Below are 20533 nucleotides of genomic sequence, written 5' to 3'. Positions count from 1 at the left end.
CAACGTCTGATTGTTGACGCAGTCTCCCCGAAATTGGCCTGGGGAGGCGACGATGACGATACAAACAGCCAAGTTGGCGGTGCTGGCCTGCATTCTGCTGACCGGCGGATGCTCGACGCTCCAGATGAAACCCGGCGCGCCTCTGGGCGTCGGGGGCTCCGGACATCCACTCGGGGTTGATGTCGTCACGTCTGAACAGACCAGGACCGCCGAAGTCGCGATGGACGCGAAGTGGACCGGGTGGAAGGAGCCGAGGGCTAAGCAGCTTATGTACGCGCTGGTCGCGGAATCCGATCTTCGCTGTGACCGCTATCTGACCGCCGTGTCCATCGACCGCAACGCGACACGGAGCAGTCTCGACATCGTCGGACTGGGACTTGGCGCTATCGGCGGAGTGGCGTCTCCCAACGGCGCCGCCAACTGGTTCTCGGCCGGATCGACCCTGGCCCAGTCGACGCGGCGTTCGCTGGAAGACAGCATACTGGGCGGTCGTGAGTTCGGCTTGATCTATACGGCGATCTGGCAGGGCCGCGAGGCCGCGTCGAGCGATCTGCTGGCGCGCGCCGACAGGGGCGACTTCAATAGCTGGGACTGGCGTCCCATCCTGTCGCTGGCGCGCCAGTATGATGTGAAATGCGGCATCAACTACGGTCTGTCGCGCTTAACCGTCGCGGTGTCGAACGGGTCCTAACGGATCAGCAGATCGAGCACGGCCGCCAAATCGTTCTCGACCACCGTCATCCGTTCCGGCCGGTCGCCAAGGGCGGCGATGACGGGGGCCGGGTCGGGCTCGAAGCCGAGGACGTCGGAGACGAAGGCGCCGAACTTGGACGGGTGGGCGGTGGACAGGGCGACGACCGGACCGTTCGAGCGGTCCTGGCGGCGGGCGGCGGCCAGCGCAACAGCCGTATGGGGGCAGACGACGCGGCCCCAGGTCTCATGGGCGCGGGCGATCTCGGCCCGGGTCTCGGTCTCGTCGATGGAGACGGCCGAGACCTGGTCGCGCAGGGCGGCCAGAAGCGCGGGGTCGAAGGCCACGGCGCCGTCGCGGGCGAAGGTTTCGAACACCGTCCGGGTCGCGTCGCCGTCGCGGCCGGTCGCCTCGAACACCAGGCGTTCGAAGTTCGACGGCGCCTGGACGTCCATCGAGACGCTGCCGCTCTCGACCGCCGCGCGGCGCGAATAGATACCGTCGTTGATGGCGCGGGCCAGGGCGTCGTTCTGGTTCACCGCCGCGACGAAACCGGTCGCGGGAAGCCCCATCCGCGTCGCGGCGATGCCGGCGAAGGCGTCGCCGAAATTGCCGGTTGGAACGACGAAGGTCGCCGCCTGGCCCAGCTGGGCCACGGCCGAGACATAATAGGGGATCTGCCCCGCCAGCCGCGCCCAGTTGATCGAATTGACCGACGACAGACGGCCGCGTTCGCGCAGGGATTCCTGGGCCAGCAGCCCCTTCACCAGACGCTGGCAGTCGTCGAAATCGCCGCGCACGGCCAGGTTCAGCACATTGTCGGCTTCGACCGTCGTCATCTGGCGGCGCTGCACCGGCGAGACCCGGTCCAGAGGGTGCAGCACGACCAGATCGACCGACCTAGCGCCGGCGAAGGCCCGCACCGCCGCCGCCCCGGTGTCGCCCGAGGTGGCGGTCAGTATGGTCAGCCGCTCGCCCGAGGCGGCCAGGGCCTCGTCCGTCAGGGCGGCGACCAGCTGCATCGCCAGATCCTTGAAGGCGGCGGTCGGGCCGTGGAACAGCTCCAGCACGAACAGGCCGGGCTCCAGCTCGACCAGAGGCGTCACGGCCGGATGGTCGAAGCCGGCGGTCAGCCGGTCCAGCGCCCGGTCCAGGGCGCCGGCGGGCAGGGCGTCGCCGATGAAGGGCGCCATGGCCTGGAGCGCGATGGACTTGTAGTCGGCGCTTCCCAGGGTTTTCGGCGCCCAGGCGTCCGGCGACAGACGGGGCCAGACGGTCGGCATATAGAGGCCGCCGTCAGGGGCGATGCCGCGCAGCAGGGCGTCGGCGAAATCGGTTTCGGGGGCCTGACCCCGGGTCGAGACGTAACGGGCGCTGGGAGTGCTCATGGTGCTCAGGTGGTAGCCAGACGGAGCGGCGGCGTCACCCGGTTTCTGGGGCTTGGCGGGAAGAAATTGTCGGCTAGGCGGCGGGTTGAGCGTCGGTGCGGCGTGCGGCGGGTGAAATGCGCGAGGGAGTGACAATTTTCTGCCTTTTGTCCCCGTTTTCAATCCCGTCATCCCAGGGCTTGTCCGTGGCCGAGGGTGACGAACCCTGGGAAGACCTGCGACCAATCCCCCGCTGGCGCCCGGCGCGGCGACGGTCCATGTCATGGGCCATGAGACGACGCGATCTTCTGATCCGGCTGGGCCTGGTCGCCGGCGGCGTGGGCGGGGCCTGGTGGCTGCGCGACCATGTGCTGTGGAAGGGGCCGGAGGTCGGGTTTTCGGCGGCGGGTTCGTCCGGCTGGCGACCCTATGCCGAGCCCCGCGCCGTGACCCCGACGGTCGAGATCACGGTGGACGGGACGCCGGTGCGGGCCCTGGTCGATTCCGGGGCCCAGTATTCGGTGATCGACCGGTCGCTGGTCGAACGCCTGGCCCTGAGGGACGTCTTCACCATCCCGATGGTCGCCTATGGCGTCGGCGGCGGGGCGCAGGTGGGGCGGGGGACGGCGCTGAACGTCGGGATCGGCGGGCTGAGCCTGACCGGCCTGAGGGCGGCGATCCTGGACCTGGGGCCGCTGGCCGACGACCGGGGGCTGGGCGCGCCGCTGATCCTGGGGCAGGACGTGCTGCGCGAACTGGTGCTGGAGCTGGACACGACCGAGCGTCGGCTGCGGTTCCTGTCCCGCGACGGCTGGACCCCGGCCGCCGATCTGGCGCCGGTCGAGGTGACCCGGGCGGGCAAGGCCCTGCAGGCGACGATCTCGGTCGAGGGGGCCACGGTCCAGGCCGTGATCGACACCGGCGCATCGGCCGTTCTGGCGCTCACGCGCGAGACGGCCCAGGCGGCCGGCCTGCTGGACGGACGCCCCCGGACCCGGGGTCAGAGCCTGGTGCTGGGCGGGGTGGTCCAGGCCGAGACGGTGGTCGTCCGCACCCTGACCATCGGCGACGAACTGTATCGCCAGGCCACGGTGGCCGTTTATGAGGATGTCGCCGTGCCCGGCTTCCCCGCCGCCCTGATCGGCATGGCGGCCTTCGAGGACCGGCGGGTGGTGCTGGACCTAGGCGGCCCCCGGCTGTTCACCGCGCGGCCGATGGAGATCACCGTGGGGCGGTGAATGGACGCTCTCCCTCCCCCTGCGGGGGAGGGGCGTCGCGCAGCGACGGGGTGGGGCCGGCAAGGCGAGGGCGCACCGATCCGTGGAAGTCTGTGGGACGTCGCCTGGCCCTTCCCACCTGGCTTCGGCTCCGCCTTCGCCCCCCTCCCCCGCGGGGGAGGGAGAGGGCTGGCCTCAGCCGTTCAGCATTTCGAACACGGCCTCGTAGCCGTTGACCTCGGCGAAGCGCAGCGGCTTGACCCGTTCGACCAGGATCTCGCCGCGCGGCGTCTCGCCCCGTTCGATCAGGCCGACCACCTCGGCCGTATAGTCGGCCAGGGGCATGGAGTTGGGGTTCTCCGCATGACCCGGCATCAGGTCGGTGGCCACGGCGGGGGGCGCCAGTTCCAGCACCTCGATCGCCGTGTCGCGCAGCTGGTGACGCAGGGACTCGGTCCAGGAGTGCAGCCCGGCCTTGGTCGCGTTATAGGTCGGGGTCGCCGCCAGGGGGATGAAGGCCAGGCCCGAGGTCACGGTCATGATCGTCGCCCGGGGCTGGGCCCGCAGGTGCGGCAGCAGGGCGGCCGTCAGCCGGATCGGCCCCAGCAGATTGGTGGCGATGGTCGCCTCGACCGTCGCCAGGTCGAACGGCTCGGCCTTCAGATCCTCGCTCTTCATGATTCCGGCGTTCAGAATGACCGCGTTCAGGGCGGGATGGTCCCGCGTCACCTGGGCGGCGAAGGCGGGGATGGCGGCGGGATCCTCGACGTCCAGCGTCGCCCAGGCCATGCCCGGATTGGCGGCGGCGGTCTCCCTGAGGACGGACTCGCGGCGGCCGGCGATGACGACCTGATTGCCGCGGGCGTGCAGGGCCTCGGCCAGGGCGCGGCCGATGCCGGTGCCGCCGCCGGTGATCAGAATGGTGTTGCCGGTGATGTTCATGTCGATCTCCTTCGGGGATGCGTTGAGGCTGGAGATCAGGTATGACGGTCACTCTCCATTGGAAAGTAGGCACTTCGAACCGCCATACTTACCCGACAGAAAGAAATGGAAATGACGGCTGTTCCCCCCGCAAGAATTTCACATCCCGAGACCGGCGAGGTCGCCGATCCCCGCGTCGAGGCCCTGGTCAACGAGGTGATCGGCCGGGTCGCGGACAAGTGGACCATGCTGATCCTCGAGGTCCTGGCCGAACACGGCGAGACCCGTTTCACCCGCATCGGCGAACGGGTCGGCGGCATCAGCCAGAAGATGCTGACCCAGACCCTGCGCCAGATGGAGCGCGACGGCCTGGTGATCCGCACCGTCCATCCGGTCATTCCGCCCAAGGTCGAATACCGCCTGACCGACCTGGGCGTCACCCTGGCCGAAGCCTTCTGCGGCGTCTGGACCTGGGCGGAAAAGAACATCGACCGGATCGAGACGGCGCGGGCGGAATTCGACGCGCGGAGGGGGTAAGGGGGAGCTCCGGCGCGGCGTCTGGCGACCGCGCAATGACGAGCTTTGGCGTTTGGAACAATCCGGCCTTGCGGCTCCTTTCGATCAGGTAACCTCGAAAGGAATGCTCCATGTTGAAAGCCGCACTCGCCCTCTCGGCGACCGCCGTCCTTCTCACCGCCTGCGGGAACAACGAAACCAATGAGGCGCCGGTCGAAGGCCCGGCTGTTTCGTCGGCTGAATCCCCGATGAATCCCGCCGTCGACACCCAGGACACGACGGGCGACACCGCCCTGACGCCCGGCGCCAACTCCTTTACCGAAGGCCAGGCGCGCGAGGCCATCGAGAAACAGGGCTATGTCGTCTCGGGTCCGCTGACCCAGAACGAACAGGGCATCTGGATGGGCCAGGCCACCCGCGCGGGCGGTGAGCCGACCACAGTGTCCGTCGACTACAAGGGCGTCGTGACGCCCCAATAACCGCCCCCTTCAGCTTTTCCTACCTCGTTCAAGGAGCCCCATCATGGCGACCGTCACCCGGCTGTTCGACAGCCACACCGAAGCCCTAGACGCCGTTTCGAAACTCGAAGCCGCCGGCGTCTCTCACGACAAGATCAGCCTTGTCTCGAACAACGCCGACAACTGGCATTCCGGAACCAACGGCCACGGGGAAGGCCCTCTGGGCGACCGTAACGGCGACGGCGAAAACGACGTCGCTGACGGCGCGGGCAAGGGCGCGGCGACCGGCGGCCTGCTGGGCGCGGGCGCGGGCGTTCTCGCCGGCCTGGGCATGCTGGCCATCCCCGGCCTGGGTCCCGTGGTCGCCGCCGGCTGGCTGGCCTCCACCGCCGTCGGCGCCGCAGCCGGTGCAGCCGCCGGCGGCGCGACCGGCGGTCTGCTGGGCGCGCTGAAGGAAGCGGGCCACAGCGACGAAGAGGCGAACGTCTATTCCGAAGGCGTCCGTCGCGGCGGAACCTTGGTCAGCGTCAAGGCCGACGACGACGAGGCCGACCGGATTCAGACCCTCCTGAACCAGAGCCGCGGCTACGACGCCACGACCCGCGGCGAGGCCTATCGCCAATCCGGCTGGTCCCGCTTCGACGCGGACGCCCAGCCCTATTCCCGCGAGCAGATCGAGCTGGAACGGGCGCGGTATCGCTAGGGCTTAGGCCTGGTTGAACCATGCTGATGAAGAGCGGCCCGGCGTCAAACGACGCCGGGCCGTTTGTGTGTGGGCATGGGGCATGTCGGCGATGCGCCAGAAGCAGTCATGCGCTGAGCGCCACAAAACAGACGCTCCGTGTAATGGCTGCTGCGGTCTGTATTCGACCCATTGCGGAAATCGAGAAACTTGGAGAACCCGCGAGAATGGAACACATACCGTGCGCACTGCGCTGATATCTGCTGTTAACGTAAGATCATACGAGCTCTTCGCTGTAATCTAGGCACCAATCCGCTCCAAAATATTACTAGTTAGACAAGTCTTTAATTGACTTATTACTTACCAGGAACGCTTCATTCTCAGACTTAGTCATGAGAGCAACGCCACCGCCCGCGAATGTCAGGCGGACACCCGTCCGAAGTCGATCGGGCTGAATGCGGGGCCCAGATGGATCGCCCTAGGCCTGGAGGCCAACGACGGCCATTCCTAAATCACCATCCCGGCGCGGATCGGATCGATCGCTTTGTCGTCGGCGGTCTTAACGGCGTTCAGGTTCATGGTTCAGGAGCTTCATGATCCTATTTAGGATCGGAACGGCGTTCCCGGCGCGAACGGCGTTCGCATCTCCGAAGTTACTTCTGAACCTGGGGGCACACGCGAACCCGGTTCGCCGCGAACTGCGAGCGACGCTCGCATTGGTCGGATACAGCGCAAGCGCACGGCGTGCGCGAACGGCGCAAACCCGGTTTGTCGGCCATACAGCGGAAAGCACACTAGAGACCGACCTTTGCGACCAACGCGCGGAGGGTGTCGATACTCGACATCAAAGCCGAATACGGCGCGAACGCTTTCCCGCGCTTAATGAGGGTATGTCCGAAGTTAGCCGCGCTAGGTCGATACGTCGAAATCCCACGCTAACGAACAAAAGTCAGGATGACGTACATTCCGAAGGTAAACCTGCTTTAGATACGACGTGCGTTCGACGCACAATTTACGAGGTTACACCCACCACGCCGATACGGGAAATGTGTGGTCGGCCATGACCACCTATACAGACGAGACTATAAGCTTGGATCATCCATAAATAGATGGGTATTAACTCCCTCTTTTCTTGAATGAGGCCTTGGCGGCTGGGCGAATCGGGCCTAATGCGAAAAGGCCCCTGGCATGAGCCAAGGGCCTCGATTCGTAACCTCTCAGGCGTTGGCGCGCCTGACCCAGAATGAAAGGCAGCGCGTTGACGACCAATCCGATTGGTCGGGCTCTGCCAGTAGTTCCAGCCTTTGAAGCTGGACGCTGGCAACCCGGCCTTAGAATATCGTAACCGCGACAGGCGGCCTCTGAGGGGGCCGCCTGTTTTTTCATGTAACTGTTCTCTGAGATTCTGACAAATCGTCAGATTTGCGGACAACCCTACCTGATTGAACGATCAGCGCCCCTCACGCATCACGCTCATTGGCGGTTCGCCCGCGTCGAGGAAGCCAATCAGACGGCGGTTCGCCGCGATCGTCTTCGCTGGATCGCGCCGAAAGCCAACCGTTACCGGGGCGCCCTTCCTCTTCCAGATATACCGCTTGTCGTCCGGCACTCGTTCCACCGCCGGATCAGGTCGGAAGGTGAGAAGGGGACGGTCATCGTCTTGGGGAGTGATGCAGATGCGTTCGTCACCACGCTGAACGATCGAGTGGAGGATATACAGGCCATTGAGATCATCGCTGATCCAACCCGTGACCCGCTTCCATCGTTGCTCTGGATCGGCTCCCTCATAGAAATCGCAGTTGGCATGACACGCGCCGCCTTCCATTCCCTGCCGGAGCAACTGCCGATTGTCGACCCTCTCAACCCGAACCGGCGAAATGGCCTCAATTTCTCGAACAGCGTCTACCTCAGCTTGAGTTGGCTCGAATGACCACTTTTCGAGGATCGTCCTCACGCGATCAGACATTTCCTTTTCCCGGCGTTTCGCCTCACCCATTGCGGCCTCCTATTCCGCGCCGACCATACACCGCGAGATTTAGGTTAATCGACGGAATCCGGCCTAATGTTTCAGATTTCCAATCCGCCGCCGGTCGCCATGCGGACGTAAATGATGTCTGTCGCATCACCCTCGACCTCAACCGTCCACGCCTCTCCATCAGGCGTCCATTCCCTATCGATCACCTGACACCTGATCGGCCCTTTGGTCGCGCCCCTGACGGCGGGGTAGCACTGAGTGACAAGTTCAAAGGTCTGGTCGGCGGGGTATTGGTCGCCGTGGTGATGCTCGATTTCCCAGGGGGCGATGCTCAAGGTCAAGCTCGCGGTCTGGGGAGGGATAGGCGGCGGCACTCTGTCAGCCTCCCTGGCCTAATTTTCCAACAATCGACGGACTTGGCGTTTTCTGATCAAGGCCGATGGGCCCAGCAGCAGAAATTCCAAACTGCTGCTTTGAGCCACAAGCTGCCTTGCCCCATTCCTCCATAAATCGTCCGAAAGCCGCAGCCAGTGTCCCGTCCCTCGACGACGACGTCAGGAGACGCCGCAGGATGGGCAGAGGGCCGTGGCCGTAGAGAGGGGGTGAGCTGGGTTCGAAGCGGATGGCTCTGGCCCGCCATGGCGGCGAGGTAGAGCGCCGAGGCGAGGCCGCTGCGGTCGGCGCCGCCGTTGCAGCGGATCAGGAGCGGCCAGGACGCGACCCCTCGCCCCCTACTCCTGCACCTTCTCGGTGATGAAATGCCGGCCCTGGCGGTCTTCGATTTCGACGACCCAGAGGTCGGGGTCGTAGCCGCGTTGGCGGGCGATGTAGGCGTCCAGTTCGGCTTCGCTGTCGCTGGTCACAGGCTGGATCCACAGCCGTTCGCCGTCGGTCCCGAAGGCTTCGGTGTAGAGTTTGGCCGTGCGGTTCGACGTGTCATAGGCCTTGACGATGACCGAGCCGGCGCGGTCGTCGCCCTTCTTGACCACGGTGGCGTAGGCGCCGGCGATCTCGGCGCGGCGGATCAGGGCGCTGACCCACAGGTCGCTGGAAAGAAGCAATTCGCTAACCCTGTCCGGAAACGAGACCCAAAGGCGGCGTGTGCCAGGGTCGGGGCATGAGGATAGGCGTTTCCCCCCGGCGAACCCAAGCCCTGATCGCGGCCGTGCTGATCGCCGCCCCGGTCCTGGCGGCGCCGGTCGCGGCCGCCGCCTCGCCGGCCGAGCGCTATTACGAACGCAGTTTCGTCCTGGCCGCGAACAGCCGTTGCGGCCTGTTCGAGCCGCAACTGACCGCCGCCCTGACCGCCGCGACCTGGCAGGCGCGGGGCGCCGCCCTGCGTGCGGGCGGCAATGACCGGGACCTGGCCGAGACGGCGAGCCGCGCCCGGTCGCGGGCGGCGGGGGCGGCCTGCGATTCCCAGGATCTGAGGACGGTCGGCGGCCGGGTCCGCGACGCCTTCGCCGGCTGGTCGCGGACGGCGCGGATGGAGTTTCCCGGCGAGCGGGCGGGCTGGAGCGCCGATCGCGCCGTCTATGCGCGCCCGACCTGGCGGCTGATGCAGGCGACCGTGACAGGCGCCTCGCCGGTGCGGTTCGGCGTGGTCGGCGGCATGGGGCGGCCGGATCAGCTGACGGCGGTGGTGTCCTGGCATGGCCGGTCGCGGCCGACCGGGGTGCGGATCGTCCTGCGCGACGCCACGGTGGCGACGCGGCCGTGGCTGGCGCGCGAACTGCCGCCCCCGGCGCAGCGCCGCTCGATCTGGGCCTCGGGCGTGACGGCGGCGGACGAGGGGTTGCTGGTCAAGGGGCGCGCGGCCGGTCAGGCCTGGGTCTTCCCGGCGACGGCGGCGGACGCCCTGTCGGCCCTGGACCCGCGCGAGATCTTCGTCGTCGAATACCTGTTCCGCGACGGCAGCGTGGCGCGCTCGACCTTCGAGACCGGAGACTTCGCCGCCGGCCGCGCCTTCCTGTCGATGGGCCAGATTTAGGCCTCGACGGGCTGCGGCTCCACGGCGTCCGCGGGCGCTTCTGACGGAGCCTCGGGCGTGACGACCGGGATGACGGGCAGGCGCACCATGACGGCGGCGCCTTCGCCCAGGGTGCTGTCGATGCTCATCCGGCCGCCGTGCAGTTCGGTCAGGGAGCGGACCAGCGACAGGCCCAGGCCCGTGCCCTGGGCCTTCTGGTCGGCGTCGCCGGCCTGTTCGAACGGACGGCCGATCCGCTGCAGGTCCTCGGGCGCGATGCCGATCCCGGTGTCGGACACGACCAGCTCCAGATAGGGGCCGACCCCGTCCAGGGTCAGGGTGACGGAGCCGCCGGGCGGGGTGAACTTGACCGCATTGGACAGCAGGTTCAGCGCCATCTGCTTCAGGGCGCGCGGGTCCGCCTGGACCGTCAGGGGAGAGGACGGCAGCACCGGGGCCAGATCGACCCCCTTGTCGTCGGCCTGGACCCGGATCAGGGCCACGGCGGCCGAGACCGGGTCGCGGGCGTCCACGGTCTCGATGGCCAGTTCGTAGCGTTCGGCCTCGATCTTGGACAGGTCCAGCACGTCGTTGATCAGGTCCAGCAGATGGCCGCCGGCCTGGTGGATGGCGTCGGCGTAGCCGGCGTAGCGGTCGGGAATGGGCCCGAACAGCCGCTCGCGCATGATGTCGGCGAAGCCGATGACGGCGTTCAGCGGGGTGCGCAGCTCGTGGCTCATATTGGCCAGGAAACGGGTCTTGCCCGCGCTCTGGGCCTCGGCCTCGACCCGGGCGGTTTCCAGCCCCAGCTCGCGGGCGAACTGGGCGGTGCCGTCGAAGGCCTGGGCGATCAGCCGGGGCCGGTCGCCCAGATGGTCGAAGCGGCGCAGGATCATGACGACGCGACGGTCCAGGGCGACGCGGGGGCTGAACAGGATTTCGGCGGTCTGACCGGCCGCGGCCCGTTGCAGGGCGGCGCCGACGGCGGGGCGGTCGGGGGCGTGGACGGCGGCGATCAGTCCCTGGTCGAACAGGGGACCGACCGCCAGGGACGGCGGCGGGCTGCCCCAGGCGGCGACGGCGCGGCCGGTCGGGTCGAGCAGCAGGGTCAGGCCCGGCTGGGCGTTCAGCACCGCGTCGACCCGGCGGCTGTCGGCCTCGGCGGAGGCCAGCCGGCGCTGGCGCTCGCCCCAGGTCAGCCGGATGGCGGCGGCGGTCGCCGCCAGGGCCAGCAAGCCCGAGACCGCGGCCAGAACCGGCGGCTGGGCCTCGGCGCCGTTCAGCATCGACGAGATCAGGCCCGAGATCAGCGGCAGGACCAGGGCGGCGATCCCCACCTGGGTCAGGCGGCCGTCGCCGAGGCGCGGATGATCCAGCGCGATCCCCGCCGCCAGGGGCATGATCAGCAGGCCGGGAACCGCGCCGGTCGCGCCGCCTGTCAGGCCCGCCGCCGCCACCGAGGCCAGCAGCCAGGACGCCATCAGGGTGAAGCGCAGGCCGACGGAATCCCGCGCCATCAGGGCCACCCCGCCGATGCCGGGCAGGGCCATGATCAGCAGGGCCGCCAGGACGTCGCCGCCCAGGTCGCCAAAGGTCTGGGCCGCGAAGGCGGTCACGGTGGCCGCCACCGCCCAGCAGGCGTGCCACAGGGCCAGCAGCGACGGCGCCGCCGTCGACGAACGCGGGGCGTCCGTGGCGGGGAGGGTCGGCCGGAGGTGTGGCGGTTGGACGTACAAGCGATTGCGCCGTTGTTTGCTTGCCTCGAGCCTAAACCGGGCAATGAGTCGGCGCGAGGGCGCTCCCGTTCCAGGCGATATCCAAACTCGCCGTTCACCATGAATAGCCGGGGACAAATCGGCCGGTTGTCGTTAACGGCGGGGCGGCCTATCTGGCGGCCATGACCGATCGCGCCCCTCCGACCGACAGCCTGGACCAGACCCTGGCCGAACTGGCCGAGGACTTCGACCTGTTGGGCGACTGGGAGCAGCGGATCGAATATGTGATCGAACTGGGCAAGGGTCTGGCCCCGCTGGACGAGACCGACCGGATCGAGGCCAACAAGGTGCCCGGCTGCGCCGCCCAGGTCTGGCTGGCGACCCAGGCCGCCGATGGCCGGCTGTGGTTCGCCGCCGACAGCGACAGCGCCCTGTCCAAGGGCAATATCGCCCTGCTGCTGAAACTCTACTCCGGCCGCGTCCCCGCCGAGATCCTGGCCTTCGACGCCCGGGCGGCGCTGGACCGCCTGGGCCTGCCCTCGGCCCTGACCCGCCAGCGCGCCAATGGTCTGAACAGCATGGTGGGACGGATCAGGGAGGCGGCGCTGGGAGCGAGCTCGGCGGCGGCCGGCTAGAGCGCCACTCTCAGCGAGGCGCGGACGCTGCGCGGGGCGCCGGGGAAGATCCACAGGGCGCTGTAGGAGCTGGCGGCGTAGCGTTCGTCGAACAGGTTGTCGACCTCGACCCGCGCCGTGACCTGGGACGTCAGACCGTATTCGACCGCCGCCTTGGCCTTCCAGTAGGCCGGCAGGCGCACGCCGTCGGCGGCCAGCGTGCCCGCCCGGTCCCCGACATAGGCCGCCCCGGCCGTCATCGACCAGTCCGTGCCGTGGGCGGTCGGGAAGCGGCCGATGACGAACAGCGAGCCCGAATGTTCGGGCACGTTCAGCACGTCCTCGCTGGCGAAGGCGGCGTCGTCGGCCTTGGCGTCGGTCCAGGCGTAATTGGCGACCACCTGCCAGGCCTCGTCGACCCGCAGAGATCCGTCCAGCTCGATCCCGCGCGTGGTCAGTTTGCCGACCGGCGCCAGATAGTTGGGATCGACGGGGTCGCTGGTCAGGATATTGGTCTTCTCGATGTCGAAGACGGTGGCGGCCAGGTCGAGGCCGTCCCAGGCGCCGGACAGGCCGACCTCATAGCCCTTGCCCTCTTCCGGCGCGAAGCCGGCGCCGGTCCGGCCCGTGCCCGAGTTCAGCACGAAGGACTGGCCATAGCTGGCGTGGGCGGTCAGGGCGTCGGTCAGGCGATAGCGGGCGGCGAGGCGGTAATCGACCGGACTGTCCTCGTTCTCGCCGACGGCGCCGGTGCGGTTGTTGCGGATGGTCTGGCTGTAGTCGTCGTAGCGCAGGCCGGCGACCAGGCTGAGCCGGTCGTTCACCTCCCACAGGTCCTGGGCGTAGACGGTGACGACCTCGCGGGTCTCCAGATTGTCGGTGAAGGGCAGGGGTGTCGGTGAAGGAACCGCGCCATAGACCGGGTCGAACAGGTCGATCGGATAGGGATTGGCGGCGTTCGGATTGATCCGCAGCCACTTCTCGCCATAGGTCAGCTCATAGGCCTTCACCCCGAAGCCCAGATTGTGGACGCCCAGACCGGTGGCGACCACGCCGTTCAGCTCCAGACGGGCCGACAGATCCTCGACAGTGAAGTCGCGGCCCCGGCGCTGGCGCCACAGGGTCTCGCCGACCAGACGCGAATGGTCGCTGGACAGGCCCTTCAGCGAGCCGCCGCGCCAGGCGATCCCGCCGTTCAGGCTCCAGTCGCCGTTGATCCGGTATTCGCCGGTGATCTGGTGTCGCTCGTTGCGGAACCGGGTCGTGCCGTCGCTCGGCTCGCCGTAGTAGTTGGATTCCGGCAGGGCCAGGGCGTCGCCGTTCACCGCCGGCATGCCCCGGTCGAACAGGGTCGAGAAGACGGTGAACTCGCCCACATAGGTCAGGCGCAGGGCGTCGTTGGGCCGCCAGGTCAGCGACGGGGCGACCGAGGTGCGGTCCATGCCGACATTGTCGCGCCAGCCTTCGCTGGTCTCGCCCGCCAGCACCAGCCGTCCGGCCAGACTGTCCGAGATCGGGCCGGTCACGTCCAGCTCGCCGCGCCTCAGGCCGAACGAGCCCACCGTGCCGGTGAAGACGGCGTCGGGGGCGAAGCGCGGGGTCTTGGACACGATGTTGATCCGACCCGCCGGGTCGATGTCGCCGAACAGGGCGCCGGCCGGTCCCTTCAGCACCTCGATCCGCTCGGCCGTGGCCGGATCGCGCGGCGGGGCCATGCCCCGGTTGGCCAGGAAGCCGTCGACATAATATTCGGCGCCGCCATCGGGCGTTCCCAGGAAGCCGCGAACGGCGAAATTGTCCATCACGCCGCCGCGATTGTTCTGCTGGCTGACATTGCTGACCAATTCGAGGGCGTCGGACAGGCGGGTGGCGCCCACGGCCTGCAGCAGGTCGCTTTCGATCGAGCGGCTGGACGGCGACATCCGGTCCGTCACCGGCCCGGCGCCCAGGGTCAGGTCGCGCGGCGTAGCCCGGCGGCCCAGGACGACGATCTCGCCCACCGTCTGGGCGTCGGCCGTCTCGACGGGGAGGGGGGCTTCGCCGTTGGCGGCGGCCAGCAGGCACAGGCTCGCGCAGCTCGAGAGGAGGGACAAGTCAGACTCCGTTGAAACGTTATAATATATCGGCTATCCGCTTCGGCCTGATGATGTCAACTACTGCAATGCCCGCTTCCGCCGCCATTCCATCCGCCCAGGTCAGGGGCGGGGCCCGAGTCGGAGAACGCATCCGTTCGATCGACGCCCTGCGCGGTCTGGTCATCCTGCTGATGCTGGTCGATCATGCGCGGGAGTTCTTCTTTATCCACGCCCAGGTCTCGGACCCGATGAATGTGGAGACGACGTCGCCGGCCCTGTTCTTCACCCGGCTGTCGGCCCATCTGTGCGCCCCGGTCTTCGTGGCCCTGACCGGCCTGGGGGCCTGGCTGTACGGGAACAAACAGGGCCAGGGCGGAGCGGCCGCCGCGTCCGGCTTCCTGCTGAAACGGGGCCTGTTCCTGGTGGCGCTGGAGCTGACCCTGGTCAATTTCGCCTGGACCTTCTCGTTCACGCCCGAGATCATCTATCTGCAGGTCATCTGGGCCATCGGCCTGTCGATGATCGCCCTGGCGGCCCTGGTGCATCTGCCCCGTCCGGCCCTGATCGCCGTGGGTCTGGTCATTGTCCTGGGTCACAATCTGCTGGACCCGGTGACGGTGGCCGAGGGCCAGGCCGGACATGCGCTATGGGCCGTGCTGCACGACCGGGGCTTCATCGACCTGCCGTTCGGCGGACAGGCGCGGACCTCCTATCCGCTGTTGCCGTGGATCGGGGTGGCGGCTTTGGGCTATGCTGTCGGGCCGTGGTTCGTCGGCGAACAGACGGCGCGGCTGCGGCGACTGGTCGCCACCGGCCTGGGCGCTCTGATCCTGTTCGCCGTGCTGCGGACGATCAACCTGTATGGCGATCCCACCCCCTGGACGGTTCAGGCCGAGCCGGTGCGGACGGTGATGAGCGTGCTGAACCTGACCAAATACCCGCCCTCGGCCGACTTCCTGCTGCTGACCCTGGGCGTCGGCGCCCTGACGCTGGCGGGGCTGGAAAAGGCGCCGTCGCGGCTGGTGGGCCTGCTGGCCGTGTTCGGCGGCGCGCCCCTGTTCTTCTATCTGATCCATCTGTACGGCCTGCACCTGCTGAACCTGGCCGGGCTGGCGCTGTTCGGGGCCAACCAGGGCGACGGCTTCGGCGCGCCGAACGTCGCCTGGCTGTGGGGGCTGGCGGCGGTCGTGGCCGTCCCCTGCTGGTTCGCCTGCCGCTGGTTCGCCGGGGTCAAGCGGCGCAGCCCCCACGCCTGGATGAAATACCTCTGACCGTTCATCCGATCCGGTAATGCTCCGCCAGGGCCTGGAGCGCCTGTTTCAGCATGGTCTTGCCCTGGCGACGGCGCAGACCCAGGCCGGTCTCCGCCAGTTTCAGACTGTCGCCGTGGATGCAGATCCGGATCAGCATCGGGCGCAGGCGCGGGCCAACGGCGGTCAGGGCCTCCTCGACGCGACGGCCGGCCGACAAGGCGCGGTCGCCGGGCTCGACCCGGACGCCCGATCCGCCCCCGGCGCGCGGCAGGGCGTCCCAGCGCATGGTCAGGGACGGTCCGGCGCCGGCCTGTTCGACCTCGGCCCGCAACCGTTCGCCGGCGGCGGCCTCGGCCGGGGTCAGCCAGGGCCGGCCCGCCGCATCCTTGCGCCGCGCCAGCCAGGCAATCGGGCTTTCGCCCAGATTGGCGGCGTGGCGGACCATGCGGCCGTCGGGGCCGATCAGCTCTCGCGACCCGTCGATGACGCCGGGGCGGCCGGGCGGAGGGGACGGGCGGTCCTCGCCCGCCGGGCGCGCGATCCAGCCGCCCTGGGGGCGACGGCGCAGGCCCGGGCGGTCGATCAGGGCGCGGAACTCGGGCTCGGCCAGGGTCAGGCTGATGCGGCCGCGCCGATCTGCGCCCAGACGCAGGGCGTAGACCCCGTGCTCGGCCGCCAGCCAGGCGCCGGACCGGACCATCAGGTCGCGGGCGCGTTCTACGGCGCGGCTCATCGCGGCATCTCCCAGGTCGGGGCGCCGTAGAGACCCGATATACAGGCCTCCAACTGGTCCAGCAGTTCGTCGACGGCGCGGCCGTCACGCTCGTCCTCGACCCAGCGGCAGGCCGCGCTGACCGTGGTGCGGTTCATGCCGAACACGTGGCCGACCCGCTCCAGGGTCCAGCCGAAGGCGATGTGCGACAGATACATGGCCAGCCAGCGCGCCCGCGCGCTCAGCGGGTCCAGCCGGCCCCGCGAGGTGATCCGCTCGGGCCGGGCGCCGGTCCGCGCCGCCACCAGATGCACCGCCAGCCCCGCCTTGGTCCGGTCCTCTTCGGCGACCGGCGCTCTGTAGTCCTCCAACATCCTCGTCTCCCGTCACGACTTTTCGATGCGCCCAGCCTAGATCGGCGCGGCGCCTGTGATAGGAATATCGTCCTAATCAACGTCAGAAGCGGACGTGAGCCCAGTGTGGACTTGAGGTTGTGATCAGGCCGGTCGGCGGGCTGGAGCGACGGGGTCGGAGAGTCCGAGAGGCATCATGGTTAATAAATTTCGAATCATTGACTCCAGACTCTCGACGCCGATTCGCAAATCAGCTTAGGAACGACTCATTCGCCGGGCATTAACCCTTCTTAAGGTTTTCCGGTCTTAACCTGCGAACAAGGTTACCTTGCCGTGTGGCTGGGTGGTTACCGCAAAGCTTTTGCCTGGAGGGGCATCAATGCGCGTCCTGCTGATTGAAGACGATCACGCAACTGCCCAGAGCATCGAACTGATGCTCAAGTCGGAAGGCTTCAACGTCTATACGACCGATCTGGGTGAAGAAGGCATCGATCTGGGCAAGATCTATGACTACGACCTCATTCTGCTTGATCTGAACCTGCCCGACATGAGCGGTCTCGAGGTCCTGCGTCAGCTGCGTGTCGGCAAGATCAACACGCCGGTCATGATCCTGTCGGGCACCCACGAAATCGAGACGAAGGTGAAGACCTTCGGCGGCGGCGCCGACGACTATCTGACCAAGCCCTTCCACAAGGACGAGCTGATCGCGCGCACCCACGCCGTGGTCCGTCGCTCCAAGGGTCACGCCCAGGCGATCATCCACACCGGCGAGATCGCCGTGAACCTGGACGCCAAGACGGTCGAGGTGAACAGCCACCGCGTCCACCTGACGGGCAAGGAATACCAGATGCTGGAGCTGCTCTCGCTTCGCAAGGGCACCACCCTGACCAAGGAAATGTTCCTGAACCACCTGTACGGCGGCATGGACGAGCCCGAGCTGAAGATCATCGACGTCTTCATCTGCAAGCTGCGCAAGAAGCTGGCCACCGCCGCCGACGGCAAACACTATATCGAAACCGTCTGGGGCCGCGGCTATGTGCTGCGCGACCCGGCCGAGGCGTCGAACAGCGTCGCCGCCTGAAGGGTTTCCGAGACCTGAACCTGAAACGCCCGCCGGAAACGGCGGGCGTTTTGCTTTGGTCGCAGATCGTCTCGTTCGGGTGTAATATCCGCAGCGAGAGGAGACGACGATGACGACCGATCCTTCGAAGCCCGACCCCGACCCTGAACATGTCGAGGAACTGCTCGACGAGGCCCTGGACGAAAGTTTCCCGGCCAGCGACCCGGCGTCGCTGACGCAGCCGCACGATCTGGACGCCGACTAAGACCGACTAGGTCCTGAACCCCGCCGCCAGGGCCTGAGCCATCGGGTTCGGGCGGCCGAAACTGTCGAAGGCCAGGGGTTTGTCGCGGCCGTCGTCCTTGTCGCCCTGGCGATACCAGCTGTCGGTGTCGCGCAGGCCCCAGACGGTGAAGGCGAAACGCTGGCGCTCGGGCAGGGCGGCGAAGGCCGAGGCCAGTTCCGTCACCCGGTCGCTCTGACGCGCCAGCCGGTCGGCCTGCGAACGCAGGTCCAGCCGGTTCTCGGTCCGCAGGGTGCAGTCCAGTTCGGAGACGTGGATGGGCAGGCCGAACTGGGCGACCTCGTGCATATAGGCGGCGATGACGCCTTCGGGGATGTCGATCCACAGGTGCGACTGAAGCCCCAGCCCCTGGAGCGGACAGCCGGCCTTCAGCAGCCGTTCGACCAGTTTCAGGAACTGGACGCCCTTGGCCGGTATGCTTTCCTGATTGTATTCGTTCAGGAAAAGAACGGCGTCTGGGTCGGCGATCCGGGCCTTCTCGAAGGCGCGGAGGATGTAGCCGTCCTGGCCGTAGCGGGCGCTCCAGTGGCAGTCGCGCAGGGCCGAACCGTCGTCCAGGATCGGTTCGTTGACCACGTCCCAGCTGCGGACCTTGCCGCGATACCGGCCCGCGACCGCGGCGATATAGCCGTCGAAGGCGCGGTCGAAGGCGACGCCTGACAAGCCCTCGAACACCTCTTTACCCTGGGCGTACCAGATCAGGGTGTGGCCGTGCATCGCCATGCCCTGGGCCTTGGCGAAGGCGGCGATCCGGTCGGAGCGGTCGAAGCGGGGACGATCCAGGCCGTCGGCCAGGATGTATTCCATCTTCATTTCCCACTCGGGCGTCAGTTGATCGACGTTGGCGCGGGCCAGGGCGACCCAGTCGGGATCGTCGATCTGAAGGGCCTTGATCGCCGTGCCGAACGGGCTGGGCGCGACGGACTTTAAAGGGGGGACGTTCGGCGGGATCGGTTCGGCTGAGGTGCGGTCGCAGGCCGCCAGGGGCGCGGTCAGCGGAAGCGCGATGCCCGAGGCGAGGACGGTGCGGCGAGAGATGGACATTCTATTCTCCCTCCCCCTGCGGGGGAGGGGGGCTGAGCCGAAGGCGAGGCCGGGTGGGGCGGGCAGGGCGACGTCCCACAGACCTGTCTCGTCTCAAATCGTCGCGACGGCGCCTGGCCGCCCCCACCCCGTCGCTGCGCGACGCCCCTCCCCCGCAGGGGGAGGGAGAGGTGAGGGCGTGCTCAGACCGCACGTTTCCGCAGGCCCAGCTCGTCGAAGGCGGCGGTTTCGCGCTTGGCGACGGCGATCAGCTTGTTCAGGCGGGTGGTTTCAGCGACGTGTTCGAACTTCTTCAGCTCTTCGAAGGCGCCGGTCAGGGCGTCGCGGGCGCCGGCTTCCTCGGCGTCGACCGTGGTCAGGTCGCCCTCGGCGGCGGCCTTCCTGGCCTTCCAGCCGTTCAGATAGGCGGCCAGCATCATGCCGGCGTCGGCGTCCATGCGGGCGCGTTCACGTTCGATCTCGACCTCGGCGTCCAGGACGGCGAGACGCATCTCGGCGGTGGCGCGACGCGCGCTGATCTCGGCCAGGCGCTTCTGCAGCGTCTCGACTTCATAATTGGAGATGCGGATCAGGGATTGGGCCCAAGCGGTCATTTTTTCATCACTCCCTGATCATGCCTTGGTTCAGAATCTGCTCTAGCCGGGTAAAGGAATCGGTAAGACGCGTGGCGTCGTCCTTGTCCTGGCCCAGGAAATCTTCCAGCGCGGGATTCAGCGCGATGGCGCGGTCCACGATGGGGTCGGCCCCGGTGCGATAGGCGCCGATCTTGATCAGCTCCTCCATATTCGCATAGGCCGACAGGCACTGGCGGGCGCGCTTGTTCAGTTCGCGCTCGGGCGGGGTCTGGCAGCCGGGCATGGTGCGGCTGACGGATTTCAGCACGTCGATGGCGGGGAAGCGTCCGCGCTCGGCGATCTTGCGGTCCATGACGATATGGCCGTCCAGAATACCGCGCACGGCGTCGGCGATCGGCTCGTCATGGTCGCCGCCGTCCACCAGGACGGTGAACAGGGCGGTGATGGGGGCCGCCGTGGTGCCGTCGGGCCGCACCGGACCCGGACCGGCCCGCTCCAGCAGCTTGGGCAGTTCGGTGAAGACGGTGGGGGTGTAGCCCTTGGTCGTCGGCGGTTCGCCCGCCGCCAGGCCGATCTCGCGCTGGGCCATGGCGAAGCGGGTGACGCTGTCCATCAGGCACAGGACCTCCAGGTCCTGGTCGCGCAGGAACTCGGCGATGGCCATGGTCATATAGGCGGACTGGCGGCGTTTCAGGGCCGGCTCGTCCGAGGTGGCGACCACGACGACGGCGCGTTTCAGCCCCTCTTCGCCCAGGGTCTCCTCGACGAACTCGCGCACTTCCCGGCCCCGTTCGCCGATCAGTCCGACCACCACCGCGTCGCAGGTCGCCTGGCGCGCCAGCATCGACAGCAGCACCGACTTGCCGACGCCCGAACCGGCGAAGATGCCCAGCCGCTGGCCCCGGCAGGTGGTGGTGAAGACGTCCATGGCCCGTACGCCCAGATCCAGCCGCTCGCCTACCCGGCCGCGTGAATGGGCCGGGTAGGCGAGCGGCTGGATCTGGGCGTACGGGCCATGGACGTCTTCACCAC

22 protein-coding genes are annotated in these 20533 nt (G+C 67.8%); 10 read left to right on the top strand and 12 right to left on the bottom strand.

Features of this window, described 5'->3' with window-relative positions; genetic code table 11:
- Positions 1 to 52: 52 nt before the first annotated feature.
- Positions 53 to 691 (top strand): hypothetical protein, encoded by a 639-nt coding sequence (locus H2037_RS10095; RefSeq protein ID WP_292121132.1) that lies wholly within the window; start codon positions 53 to 55, stop codon positions 689 to 691.
- Here the strand turns inward: H2037_RS10095 and thrC are convergent.
- Positions 688 to 2079 carry a threonine synthase gene (gene thrC, locus H2037_RS10090; protein WP_292121129.1) on the bottom strand — a complete coding sequence of 464 codons (1392 nt, stop codon included), beginning with the start codon at positions 2077 to 2079 and terminating at the stop codon, positions 688 to 690. The genes H2037_RS10095 and thrC overlap by 4 nt on opposite strands.
- Positions 2080 to 2348: 269 nt before the next feature.
- Here thrC and H2037_RS10085 point away from each other — a divergent pair, with 269 nt between their 5' ends.
- Entirely contained in the window at positions 2349 to 3296 is a 948-nt protein-coding gene (locus H2037_RS10085) for a retropepsin-like aspartic protease (protein ID WP_292121126.1), read from the top strand.
- Positions 3297 to 3470: 174 nt separating this feature from the next.
- Here H2037_RS10085 and H2037_RS10080 read toward each other — a convergent pair whose 3' ends face one another.
- Complete coding sequence (locus H2037_RS10080) at positions 3471 to 4217, bottom strand: SDR family NAD(P)-dependent oxidoreductase (RefSeq protein ID WP_292121123.1); 747 nt, start codon at positions 4215 to 4217, stop codon at positions 3471 to 3473.
- A gap of 111 nt (positions 4218 to 4328) precedes the next feature.
- On the opposite strand from H2037_RS10080, the gene H2037_RS10075 reads away from it, so the two are divergent.
- The 3 genes from H2037_RS10075 (at position 4329) to H2037_RS10065 (ending at position 5873) form a co-directional block, all read left to right on the top strand.
- Positions 4329 to 4733 carry a helix-turn-helix domain-containing protein gene (locus H2037_RS10075; RefSeq protein ID WP_292121120.1) on the top strand — a complete coding sequence of 135 codons (405 nt, stop codon included), beginning with the start codon at positions 4329 to 4331 and terminating at the stop codon, positions 4731 to 4733.
- 110 nt (positions 4734 to 4843) lie between these two features.
- A complete protein-coding gene (locus H2037_RS10070) occupies positions 4844 to 5191 on the top strand; it encodes a hypothetical protein (protein WP_292121117.1) in 348 nt (115 codons plus the stop codon).
- Positions 5192 to 5234: 43 nt separating this feature from the next.
- Positions 5235 to 5873: a hypothetical protein gene (locus H2037_RS10065; protein WP_292121114.1), complete on the top strand. Its 639-nt coding sequence runs from the start codon at positions 5235 to 5237 to the stop codon at positions 5871 to 5873.
- A gap of 1429 nt (positions 5874 to 7302) precedes the next feature.
- Here H2037_RS10065 and H2037_RS10060 read toward each other — a convergent pair.
- The 3 genes from H2037_RS10060 to H2037_RS10050 all read right to left on the bottom strand — a co-directional run bounded on the left by H2037_RS10060 (position 7303) and on the right by H2037_RS10050 (position 8888).
- Positions 7303 to 7848, bottom strand: a complete 546-nt coding sequence (locus tag H2037_RS10060) for a hypothetical protein (RefSeq protein ID WP_292121112.1) — start codon at positions 7846 to 7848, stop codon at positions 7303 to 7305.
- 71 nt (positions 7849 to 7919) lie between these two features.
- The gene (locus H2037_RS10055; protein ID WP_292121110.1) at positions 7920 to 8162 is read right to left on the bottom strand and encodes a hypothetical protein; all 243 of its coding nucleotides are present in this window, start codon (positions 8160 to 8162) and stop codon (positions 7920 to 7922) included.
- Positions 8163 to 8558: 396 nt separating this feature from the next.
- On the bottom strand, positions 8559 to 8888 hold the full coding sequence (locus tag H2037_RS10050; RefSeq protein WP_292121107.1) for a DUF1491 family protein: 330 nt from the start codon (positions 8886 to 8888) through the stop codon (positions 8559 to 8561).
- A 56-nt stretch (positions 8889 to 8944) separates the two neighbouring features.
- Here H2037_RS10050 and H2037_RS10045 point away from each other — a divergent pair, with 56 nt between their 5' ends.
- Positions 8945 to 9817, top strand: a complete 873-nt coding sequence (locus H2037_RS10045) for a hypothetical protein (RefSeq protein WP_292121103.1) — start codon at positions 8945 to 8947, stop codon at positions 9815 to 9817.
- Here the strand turns inward: H2037_RS10045 and H2037_RS10040 are convergent.
- Complete coding sequence (locus H2037_RS10040) at positions 9814 to 11532, bottom strand: HAMP domain-containing sensor histidine kinase (protein WP_292121101.1); 1719 nt, start codon at positions 11530 to 11532, stop codon at positions 9814 to 9816. The two genes, H2037_RS10045 and H2037_RS10040, sit on opposite strands and share 4 nt — an antisense overlap.
- Before the next feature lie 161 nt (positions 11533 to 11693).
- On the opposite strand from H2037_RS10040, the gene H2037_RS10035 reads away from it, so the two are divergent.
- Entirely contained in the window at positions 11694 to 12146 is a 453-nt protein-coding gene (locus H2037_RS10035; protein WP_292121098.1) for a SufE family protein, read from the top strand.
- On the opposite strand, the gene H2037_RS10030 is transcribed toward H2037_RS10035, so the two are convergent.
- Complete coding sequence (locus tag H2037_RS10030; RefSeq protein ID WP_292121095.1) at positions 12143 to 14218, bottom strand: TonB-dependent siderophore receptor; 2076 nt, start codon at positions 14216 to 14218, stop codon at positions 12143 to 12145. The two genes, H2037_RS10035 and H2037_RS10030, sit on opposite strands and share 4 nt — an antisense overlap.
- Before the next feature lie 68 nt (positions 14219 to 14286).
- Between H2037_RS10030 and H2037_RS10025 the strand changes: the two genes are divergently transcribed.
- Positions 14287 to 15471, top strand: coding sequence for a DUF1624 domain-containing protein (locus H2037_RS10025; protein WP_292121092.1), 1185 nt, complete (start codon positions 14287 to 14289; stop codon positions 15469 to 15471).
- A gap of 4 nt (positions 15472 to 15475) precedes the next feature.
- On the opposite strand, the gene H2037_RS10020 is transcribed toward H2037_RS10025, so the two are convergent.
- Positions 15476 to 16186, bottom strand: coding sequence for a DUF6456 domain-containing protein (locus H2037_RS10020; RefSeq protein ID WP_292121088.1), 711 nt, complete (start codon positions 16184 to 16186; stop codon positions 15476 to 15478).
- Positions 16183 to 16539, bottom strand: coding sequence for a helix-turn-helix domain-containing protein (locus H2037_RS10015; protein WP_292121085.1), 357 nt, complete (start codon positions 16537 to 16539; stop codon positions 16183 to 16185). Before H2037_RS10015 ends, H2037_RS10020 begins: the two co-directional genes overlap by 4 nt.
- Positions 16540 to 16897: 358 nt before the next feature.
- Between H2037_RS10015 and ctrA the strand changes: the two genes are divergently transcribed.
- Positions 16898 to 17599, top strand: coding sequence for a response regulator transcription factor CtrA (gene ctrA / locus H2037_RS10010; RefSeq protein ID WP_292121082.1), 702 nt, complete (start codon positions 16898 to 16900; stop codon positions 17597 to 17599).
- Positions 17600 to 17708: 109 nt separating this feature from the next.
- A complete protein-coding gene (locus H2037_RS10005) occupies positions 17709 to 17843 on the top strand; it encodes a hypothetical protein (RefSeq protein ID WP_292121079.1) in 135 nt (44 codons plus the stop codon).
- Positions 17844 to 17849: 6 nt separating this feature from the next.
- Here H2037_RS10005 and H2037_RS10000 read toward each other — a convergent pair whose 3' ends face one another.
- From H2037_RS10000 to H2037_RS09990, 3 genes are all read right to left on the bottom strand, one after another.
- The gene (locus H2037_RS10000; RefSeq protein WP_292121076.1) at positions 17850 to 18926 is read right to left on the bottom strand and encodes an endo-1,4-beta-xylanase; all 1077 of its coding nucleotides are present in this window, start codon (positions 18924 to 18926) and stop codon (positions 17850 to 17852) included.
- A 182-nt stretch (positions 18927 to 19108) separates the two neighbouring features.
- A complete protein-coding gene (locus H2037_RS09995) occupies positions 19109 to 19519 on the bottom strand; it encodes a flagellar export protein FliJ (protein ID WP_292121074.1) in 411 nt (136 codons plus the stop codon).
- A gap of 7 nt (positions 19520 to 19526) precedes the next feature.
- Positions 19527 to 20533, bottom strand: a 1007-nt coding sequence (locus H2037_RS09990) for a FliI/YscN family ATPase (protein ID WP_292121071.1), incomplete at its 5' end; no start/stop codon positions are given.

It is taken from the genome of Brevundimonas sp., from assembly GCF_013912065.1.
Classification (GTDB): Bacteria; Pseudomonadota; Alphaproteobacteria; order Caulobacterales; family Caulobacteraceae; genus Brevundimonas.
This window is presented reverse-complemented; position numbering and strand designations above follow the sequence as displayed.